Here is a 314-nt window from a genome sequence, read left to right as displayed (position 1 = left end):
CGCGCACCTGGTCGGCGTCGAGTACGACAAGGTGAACACCGGATTCCCGACACCCCGCCCGATCGAGATCATCGCCCACTCCCCCGTGGGCTGCGAGGGCAGGCCCAGCCATCAGGCCACGGCGTATCACACCGTGGCGAGCGGCGCCGGGGTGTTCGCCACGGGGACGATGCGCTGGGTCGAGGCGCTCGACGCGAAGGGCGACGGACGCGGCGGCGGCAACCACGGTCTGGACGCGCGTGCCGGGGCGCTGACCACACGGGTGACGGAGAACCTGCTGCGGGTCTTCGCGGCGGGGCCGGCGGGGGCGACGC

Annotated in this window: 1 protein-coding gene; it reads left to right on the top strand. The window is 73.9% G+C overall.

What is annotated here, in order from left to right:
• Positions 1–314, top strand: a 314-nt coding sequence (locus tag ADK55_RS23035; RefSeq protein ID WP_324611196.1) for a N,N-dimethylformamidase beta subunit family domain-containing protein, incomplete at both ends; no start/stop codon positions are given.

Source organism: Streptomyces sp. WM4235 (assembly GCF_001279725.1).
Classification (GTDB): domain Bacteria; phylum Actinomycetota; class Actinomycetes; order Streptomycetales; family Streptomycetaceae; genus Streptomyces.
This window is presented reverse-complemented; position numbering and strand designations above follow the sequence as displayed.